We start from the raw sequence: 7,627 nt of genomic DNA on the forward strand, positions 1-7,627 counted from the left end.
AAGCTGGGGCCCCTCTCCGATAACGAATAGAGAGCCGCAATGACCTCACCCCGCGCCTTCGGCCATGTCGACACCTGGGTGTTCGACCTCGACAACACGCTCTATCCGCACCACGTCAATCTTTGGCAGCAGGTCGATGCGCGGATTACCGAGTTCGTTTGCAACTGGCTGAACCTGACACCGGCGGAAGCGCGCAAGATCCAGAAGGATTATTACCAGCGCTTCGGCACCACCATGCGCGGCATGATGACCCTGCACGGCGTCCGCGCCGACGACTATCTCGCCTACGTCCACAAGATCGACCACTCGCCGCTGGAGCCGAACCCGGCGCTGGGCGAGGCCATCGCAAAACTGCCGGGACGAAAGCTGATCCTGACCAACGGTTCGGTCGATCATGTCGATGCGGTGCTGGCGCGGCTCGGCTTTGCCACGCATTTCGACGGCGTGTTCGACATCATCGCCGCCGACTTCGAGCCGAAGCCGGCGCCGCAGACCTACCGCAAGTTTCTCGCCGACCATTCGGTCGATCCGACCCGCGCCGCGATGTTCGAGGACCTCGCCCGCAACCTCACGGTCCCGCACGAGCTCGGCATGACCACGGTGCTGGTGATACCGGACGGGACGAAAGAGGTCGTGCGCGAGGACTGGGAGCTGGAAGGCCGGAGCGCCGCCCATGTCGACCACGTCACCGACGATCTGGCGGGGTTTTTGGGCAGGCTGTCCTCTCTCTCCCCACGTCGTCCCGGCGAAGGCCGGGACCCATACCCCCAACACGCGGTTGTAGCGCGCAACTGGTAACTCCGAGTCTTCGCCAAACTTGACCCTGCGGGTATGGGTCCCGGCCTTCGCCGGGGGCGACACTGAGTATGCCTTGACTCCGTCCCCCCAAATCCCGAAAAAGCGCTCCAAATCACCGCAAATTCCCGCCCGCCTCTGAGGAAATCCCGATGTCCCTGTCCGCCCTCGAATCCACCATCAACGGCGCCTTCGACGCGCGCGACGGCGTCTCGACCTCGACCAGGGGCGAGGTCCGCGACGCCGTGGATCACGCGCTGGAGATTCTGGACAAGGGCGAGGCCCGCGTTGCCGAGCGCGGGGCCGACGGCAAGTGGAAGGTCAATCAGTGGCTGAAGAAGGCGGTGCTGCTCTCGTTCCGCCTCAACGACATGGGCGCCATTCCCGGCGGCCCCGGCAAGGCGGCCTGGTGGGACAAGGTGCCCTCGAAGTTCGACGGCTGGGGTGAGAACCGCTTTCGCGACGCCGGTTTCCGCGCCGTCCCCGGCTCCATCGTGCGCCGCTCGGCCTTCATCGCCCGCAACGTCGTGCTGATGCCGTCCTTCGTCAATCTCGGCGCCTATGTCGATGAATCCACCATGATCGACACCTGGTCGACCGTCGGCTCCTGCGCGCAGATCGGCAAGCGCGTGCACATCTCCGGCGGCGTCGGCATCGGCGGCGTGCTCGAGCCGCTGCAGGCCGAGCCTGTCATCATTGAGGACGATTGCTTCATCGGAGCGCGCGCCGAGGTCGCCGAAGGCGTGATCGTGCGCAAGGGCGCGGTGCTGTCGATGGGCGTGTTCCTGGGTGCGTCGACCAAGATCGTCGACCGCGACACCGGCGAGATCTTTATCGGCGAAGTGCCCGAGTATTCGGTCGTCGTTCCCGGCGCGCTGCCCGGCAAGCCCATGAAGAACGGCCAGATCGGCCCGAGCACCGCCTGCGCCGTCATCGTCAAGCGCGTCGACGAGCGCACGCGCTCCAAGACCAGCATCAACGAGCTGCTGCGGGATTGAGAGTCTAACTCTCCCACCGTCACCCTGAGGTGCTCGCCTCTTCGGCGAGCCTCGAAGGGCGACGGCCCGGCTGCCGGCTGAATCGTGACCGCTCATCCTTCGAGGCTCCCCCTGCGGTGCTCTGCACCGCAGGCCTCGCACCTCAGGATGACGGGTCTGGCAGCTCCGTCGAACCCACCCTCCCCCCAGCACGACCAACATCCGGGCGACCTCTCCCGCCCGGAGCCTTTGGCATGGACTGGACCTGGTATCTCTTCCGCTTCGACGGCCGCATCAACCGCCCCTTGCTGTGGCAGGCGCTGCTGATCGTCATGGTGCTGGCCTGCATGCTCGGGATGATCGACCAGGCCATCAAGGTGCTGAACGGGGCCGCAACTTTCGCCTTCAACTTCAAGCTCGACTTCGATTTCGGTGTCGACGACATCTTCAACGTGGTCGATCCCAGGGCCTATCGTCTGCTGGCAACGGCCGATCGCGCGACCCTCATCCTCAAGGTGCTCGGAAGCTCGCTATTCCTGTGGATCTATCTCGCGACCGCGACCAAGCGGCTGCACGATCGCGACCGGAGCGGCTGGTGGCTGGTTTCGTTCTTCGTCGTGCCCGCGTTGTTCGACCAGTTCTCGGACCTGCTGCCCACCGAATCAAACTGGGTTGTTGCCCTCGCCTGGGCCGTGCACATTCCGTGGTTTTGGGGCCTCGTGGAAATGTTCATTGTGCCCGGCACCTCCGGCGACAACCGGTTCGGCCCCGATCCATTGGCCGACGTTGAGGATGGCTCCGCGCCCGCCCCGCCTGCGGCGAAAAGCTGGGACCAGCAGAGCGAGATCGAATTTGTCCCGCCCAGTGCTAGCCCACCCGGCGGCATGCATGTTAAGCGGGGCGCATGACCGATGCTCTCTCGATTGCCCGCGATCTCATCCGCTGCCCCTCGGTAACCCCGGCCGATGCCGGTGCGCTGGGCGTGCTCGAACAAGCCCTCAATGCGGCAGGCTTCACATGCCACCGCGTGACCTTCAGCGAGCCCGGCACCGCCGACGTCGACAACCTCTATGCGCGGATCGGCGCTGACGGGCCGCACATCACCTTTGCCGGCCACACCGACGTGGTGCCGCCTGGCGACGAGAGCGCCTGGAGCGTCGGCGCGTTCTCGGGCGAGGTGAAAGACGGCTTTCTGCATGGCCGCGGCGCGGTCGACATGAAGGGCGGCATCGCCTGCTCGGTCGCCGCGGTGCTGGAGCATCTCGCCGCGAACGACGGCAAGCCGCGCAGCGACGGCCAAAAATCGGGCTCGGGTTCGATCTCGTTCCTGATCACCGGCGACGAGGAAGACGTCTCCATCAACGGTACCATCAAGCTGCTGAAGTGGGCGGCGGAGCGCGGCGAGAAATTCGACCATTGCGTGCTCGGCGAGCCCTCGAATGTCGAGACGCTCGGCGACACCATCAAGGTCGGCCGCCGCGGCTCGCAATCCGGCACGCTGTATGTCGACGGCGTGCAGGGCCACGTCGCCTATCCGCACCGCGCCGCCAATCCGGTGCCTGATATCTCGCGGCTGATCGTGGCCATCTCGGACGAGCCGCTCGACCATGGCAGCGCGCAGTTCCAGGCCTCCAATCTCGAATTCACCTCGGTCGACGTCGGCAACACCGCCAACAACGTCATCCCGGGACAAGCCCGCGCAAAATTCAACATTCGCTACAACGACAACCACACCCAGGCGAGCCTGCGCGAGCTGGTCGAGACGCGGCTGACCAAAGCCTGCGGCAACCGCATTCGCGCCCGCATCGTCTGGGAGCCCTCGAACTCGAACGTATTCGTGACCAAGCCCGGACCGTTCACCGAACTCGCGGTGTCCGCGATCGAGGAGGTGACGGGCCGCAAGCCGGAGCTGTCGACCTCAGGCGGCACCTCGGATGCGCGCTTCATCTCGAGCTATTGCCCGGTGATCGAATTCGGCTTGGTCGGCCAGACCATGCACCAGGTCGACGAACGTGTGCCGGTTCAGGATCTGGAGCAGCTGACCAAGGTGTATCGCGGGATTTTGGCGAGGTATTTTGGGTAGGCCCCATTGCCGCCAAACCCTCCGCTGTCATCGCCCGGCTTGACCGGGCGATCTAGTAATCCGAGACAGCAGTCATTGATCCGAGAGGCCGCGGCGTACTGGATTCCCCGCCTTCGCGGGGAATGACAGCGGTGGGCGTCGCGAGAGTTTCCAGCCTCGCGGTCTAATAATCCACCTGCATCAGATACAGCCCGTCCGGCGGGGCGACGATGCCGCAGGCGGCGCGGTTGCGGGCGGCGAGCGCTGCGGAGAGATCGTCGGCGGTCCAGCGGCCCTCACCGACCCACATCAGCGACCCCACCATGGAGCGCACCTGACTGTGCAGAAACGAGCGCGCCGAGGTGAGAATAATGATCTCGCGCCCGTCGCGCAGCACGTCGAGCTGATCGAGCGTCTTCTCCGGCGATTTGGCCTGGCACTCGGTGTCGCGGAAGGTGGTGAAATCGTGCTTGCCGAGCAGGCGTTGTGCCGCCGCATGCATCGCGTCGGCGTCGAGCCGGCGCGGCACGCGCCAGGCGTGGCCGGCATCGAGCGCGAGATTGGCGCGGGTGTTGACGATGCGGTAGCGGTAGTGGCGCTTCACGGCCGAGAAGCGCGCTTCGAAACTATCAGGCACGACGTCCGCCTCGAGCACGGCGATCGGATGCGGGCGCAAATGCGCATTCAAGCCGTCGCGAAAACGGCCGGGTGGAAGCTGTTTCTCGATATCGACATGCGCGACCTGGCCGCGCGCGTGCACGCCGGCATCGGTGCGCCCGGCGCCGTGCACGCGCGCATCCGCGCCGGTCATCGCCTTCACCGCCGCTTCCAGCGCGCCTTGCACCGAGGGCAGCGTCTCCTGCACCTGCCAGCCGAAGAACGGTGCGCCGTCATATTCAATGATGAGCTTGTAGCGGGGCATCAGGCCAGCCGCATCGGCGGCTTCAACGGCACGCCGCGCAGGAAGTCCGCGGCCTGCATGCGCGCCTTGCCTTCGCGCTGGAGCTCGATCAGACGGATTGCACCCTCGCCGCAGGCGATGGTGAGGTGATCGTCGAGCACCTCACCGGGTGCGCCCGCGCCTTTCGCCAGCTCGCAACGCAGGATCTTGACCCGCGCATTCTCAAGCTCGGCCCAGGCGCCGGGAAACGGCGACAGTCCGTGGATATGACGCAGCACCTCCCGCGCGGGCCTGGTCCAGTCGATCCGCGCTTCGGCTTTGTCGATCTTGGCGGCATAGGTGACGCCGTCCTCGCTCTGCTTTTTGAGCTGGAGCCCGCCGCGGTCGAGCGCGGCCATGGCGCGCACCATCAGGTCGGCACCGAGCCGGGACAGACGATCGTGCAGATCGAGCGCCGTCATATTGTCCGTGATCGCGAGACGCTCGGCCATGGCGACGTCACCGGTGTCCAGGCCGACATCCATCTTCATCACCATCACGCCGCTCTCGGCATCGCCGGCCATGATCGCGCGGTTGATGGGAGCCGCACCGCGCCAGCGTGGCAGCAGCGAGGCGTGCAGATTGTAGCAGCCGAGCTTTGGCGCATCGAGGATCGCCTGCGGCAGGATCATGCCATAGGCGACGACGACGGCGGCATCGGCGTCGAAGGCGCGGAATTCTTCCAGCGCCTCCGGCGTCTTCAAACTCTTCGGCGTCAGCACCGGCACGCCAAGCTTTCGCGCGGCCTCTTCCACCGGGGTCGGCTGCAATTGCAGGCCGCGCCGGCCGCCGGGCTTGGGCGCGCGCGTATACACGGCCGCGATCTCGTGGCCGTGCGCGACGAGCTCGAGCAGCGTCGGCACGGAGAAATCGGGCGTGCCCATGAAGATCAGGCGGAGGGGCATCGACAGAGAACCTCACTCCGCGCGCTTGGCGGCTTTCTCGAACTTCTTGATCACGCGGTCGCGCTTGAGCTTTGACAGATAGTCGACGAACAGCACGCCGTTGAGATGGTCGATCTCGTGCTGGATGCAGGTGGCGTAGAGGCCTTCGGCGTCCTCCTCGTGCACCTTGCCGTCGAGATCGGTGTAGCGCACCCGCACCTTCGCAGGGCGCTCGACCTCCTCGTAATATTCGGGGATCGACAAACAGCCTTCTTCGTAGACCGACAGGTCCTCGGAGGAGGCGATGATTTCCGGATTGATGAAGACGCGCGGCTCGGGCTTGGTCTCGCCGTCCTGGTCGGGCTTGGCGAGGTCCATGGTGATCAGCCGCAACGGCTGCGCGATCTGAATCGCCGCGAGCCCGATGCCGGGCGCGTCGTACATGGTCTCGAACATGTCGTCGGCAAGCTTTCGTATCTCCGGCGTGACCTTCTCGATCGGCTTGGAGACCAGACGCAGCTGCTTGTCGGGCAGGATGATGATTTCTCTGAGGGCCATGGCCGCGATTTAAGCCGCGCGTTCGATGCGGTCAATGCGGCCGGGAACCCCGTTAACCCTCCGCTAACCATAAAACTTCGGGTTTCGTTAACCATAAAAATTAACGGGGCATTTACCCTAAATGTTCGCTATTCGTTCGTGTCGCCGAGCGAATCGGCTAGAAGCAGGGGCATGAACGAGATCATTTTCATGCTCGGCGACTGGCCGGTGCGCACCGTGGACGCGCTGATCGGCTTCGGTGCCCTGGTCCTCATCCTGATGGTGGTGATCGCCGTCGTGATCGCGCGCTCCGGGCGGCGCGGGGCGGAACTCGCGATGGCCAACGCCATCCGCGCCGACGAACTCGAGGAGCGCATCAGCCAGATGCTGCATGCCCAGAGCGAGGCTTCGGGGCGGGTCGACGCCATGACCCAGACGCTGGCCGGCCGCCAGGCCGACATGGCACGCGCGGTCAACGAGCGGCTGGATTCGGTGACCCACCGCGTCGGCCAGTCCATGGAGCACACCACCCGCAACACCATGGAGAGCCTGCGCGCGCTGCACGAGCGGCTCGGCATCATCGACAGCGCGCACAAGAACCTCACCGACCTCACCACACAGGTGACGACCCTGCGCGACGTGCTCGCCAACAAGCAGTCGCGCGGCGCCTTCGGTCAGGCGCGGATGGAAGCGATCGTCCAGGACGGTCTGCCGAAGGGCGCCTACGAGTTCCAGTTTACGCTCTCGACCGGCAAGCGTCCGGACTGCGTCGTGTTCCTGCCCGACCAGCGGCCACTGTGCATCGATGCGAAATTTCCGCTGGAAGCGATGACCGCGCTGCATGACGCGCGCACCGACGAGGAGAAGCGCATCGCCACGCAGCGGCTGCGCGGCGACGTCATGAAGCATGTCAGCGACATCGCCGAGAAATATCTCGTCGCCGGCGAGACCCAGGACATGGCGCTGATGTTCGTGCCGTCGGAATCGGTCTACGCCGAGATCCACGACGGTTTCGACGACGTCATCCAGAAGGCGTATCGCGCACGTGTCGTGCTGGTGTCGCCCTCGCTTTTGATGCTGGCGATCCAGGTGATGCAGCAGATCATGAAGGACGCGCGCATGCGCGACGCCGCCGACCAGATCCGCACCGAGGTGATCAAGCTCGGCGACGACCTCGGCCGCCTGCGCGATCGCGTGCTGAAGCTCCAGAAGCATTTTGCCGACGCGAACGAGGACGTGCGGCAGGTGCTGATCTCCGCCGACAAGATCGAGAAACGCGCCGGGCGGATCGAGGAGCTCGATTTCAGCAAGAGCGATGCGCCGGAAGCGCCGCATCTCGTAGCGACCGGCGCTGCCGAGCTGTTCCCGCGGAAGCTCCAGGCGGGGGAGTGAGATTGTGGCACACTGTCATGCCCCGCGAAGGCGGGGCATC

8 protein-coding genes are annotated in these 7,627 nt (G+C 65.3%); 5 read left to right on the forward strand and 3 right to left on the reverse strand.

Features of this window, described 5'->3' with window-relative positions; genetic code table 11:
* Nucleotides 1-39: 39 nt before the first annotated feature.
* From IVB47_RS19705 to dapE, 4 genes are all read left to right on the forward strand, one after another.
* The gene (locus IVB47_RS19705; RefSeq protein ID WP_247463479.1) at nucleotides 40-798 is read left to right on the forward strand and encodes a pyrimidine 5'-nucleotidase; all 759 of its coding nucleotides are present in this window, start codon (nucleotides 40-42) and stop codon (nucleotides 796-798) included.
* A gap of 149 nt (nucleotides 799-947) precedes the next feature.
* Nucleotides 948-1,793, forward strand: a complete 846-nt coding sequence (gene dapD / locus IVB47_RS19710; protein WP_247463481.1) for a 2,3,4,5-tetrahydropyridine-2,6-dicarboxylate N-succinyltransferase — start codon at nucleotides 948-950, stop codon at nucleotides 1,791-1,793.
* A 233-nt stretch (nucleotides 1,794-2,026) separates the two neighbouring features.
* Nucleotides 2,027-2,680, forward strand: coding sequence for a DUF805 domain-containing protein (locus IVB47_RS19715; protein ID WP_247463483.1), 654 nt, complete (start codon nucleotides 2,027-2,029; stop codon nucleotides 2,678-2,680).
* A complete protein-coding gene (gene dapE / locus IVB47_RS19720; RefSeq protein WP_247427161.1) occupies nucleotides 2,677-3,855 on the forward strand; it encodes a succinyl-diaminopimelate desuccinylase in 1,179 nt (392 codons plus the stop codon). The genes IVB47_RS19715 and dapE overlap by 4 nt, the downstream gene beginning before the upstream one ends.
* A gap of 163 nt (nucleotides 3,856-4,018) precedes the next feature.
* On the opposite strand, the gene truA is transcribed toward dapE, so the two are convergent.
* Genes truA through def form a run of 3 tightly spaced genes read right to left on the reverse strand, consistent with a single transcriptional unit; the run spans nucleotide 4,019 to nucleotide 6,216 of the window.
* Nucleotides 4,019-4,756, reverse strand: a complete 738-nt coding sequence (gene truA, locus IVB47_RS19725; RefSeq protein ID WP_247463485.1) for a tRNA pseudouridine(38-40) synthase TruA — start codon at nucleotides 4,754-4,756, stop codon at nucleotides 4,019-4,021.
* Nucleotides 4,756-5,679: a methionyl-tRNA formyltransferase gene (gene fmt / locus IVB47_RS19730; protein WP_247463487.1), complete on the reverse strand. Its 924-nt coding sequence runs from the start codon at nucleotides 5,677-5,679 to the stop codon at nucleotides 4,756-4,758. Before fmt ends, truA begins: the two co-directional genes overlap by 1 nt.
* Nucleotides 5,680-5,691: 12 nt before the next feature.
* A complete protein-coding gene (gene def, locus IVB47_RS19735) occupies nucleotides 5,692-6,216 on the reverse strand; it encodes a peptide deformylase (protein WP_247463488.1) in 525 nt (174 codons plus the stop codon).
* 171 nt (nucleotides 6,217-6,387) lie between these two features.
* On the opposite strand from def, the gene rmuC reads away from it, so the two are divergent.
* Nucleotides 6,388-7,587, forward strand: coding sequence for a DNA recombination protein RmuC (gene rmuC / locus IVB47_RS19740; RefSeq protein ID WP_247357676.1), 1,200 nt, complete (start codon nucleotides 6,388-6,390; stop codon nucleotides 7,585-7,587).
* Nucleotides 7,588-7,627: the final 40 nt, after the last annotated feature.

This window comes from Bradyrhizobium sp. 62 (assembly GCF_023073035.1).
In the GTDB taxonomy this organism is placed as follows: domain Bacteria; phylum Pseudomonadota; class Alphaproteobacteria; order Rhizobiales; family Xanthobacteraceae; genus Bradyrhizobium.

What these genes read in the sequence shown, in the direction of transcription:
- IVB47_RS19705 (WP_247463479.1), top strand. Translation starts at nt 40, where the DNA reads ATGACCTCACCCCGCGCCTTCGGCCATGTCGACACCTGGGTGTTCGAC.
- dapD (WP_247463481.1), top strand. Translation starts at nt 948, where the DNA reads ATGTCCCTGTCCGCCCTCGAATCCACCATCAACGGCGCCTTCGACGCG.
- IVB47_RS19715 (WP_247463483.1), top strand. Translation starts at nt 2,027, where the DNA reads ATGGACTGGACCTGGTATCTCTTCCGCTTCGACGGCCGCATCAACCGC.
- dapE (WP_247427161.1), top strand. Translation starts at nt 2,677, where the DNA reads ATGACCGATGCTCTCTCGATTGCCCGCGATCTCATCCGCTGCCCCTCG.
- truA (WP_247463485.1), bottom strand. Translation starts at nt 4,756, where the DNA reads ATGCCCCGCTACAAGCTCATCATTGAATATGACGGCGCACCGTTCTTC.
- fmt (WP_247463487.1), bottom strand. Translation starts at nt 5,679, where the DNA reads ATGCCCCTCCGCCTGATCTTCATGGGCACGCCCGATTTCTCCGTGCCG.
- def (WP_247463488.1), bottom strand. Translation starts at nt 6,216, where the DNA reads ATGGCCCTCAGAGAAATCATCATCCTGCCCGACAAGCAGCTGCGTCTG.
- rmuC (WP_247357676.1), top strand. Translation starts at nt 6,388, where the DNA reads ATGAACGAGATCATTTTCATGCTCGGCGACTGGCCGGTGCGCACCGTG.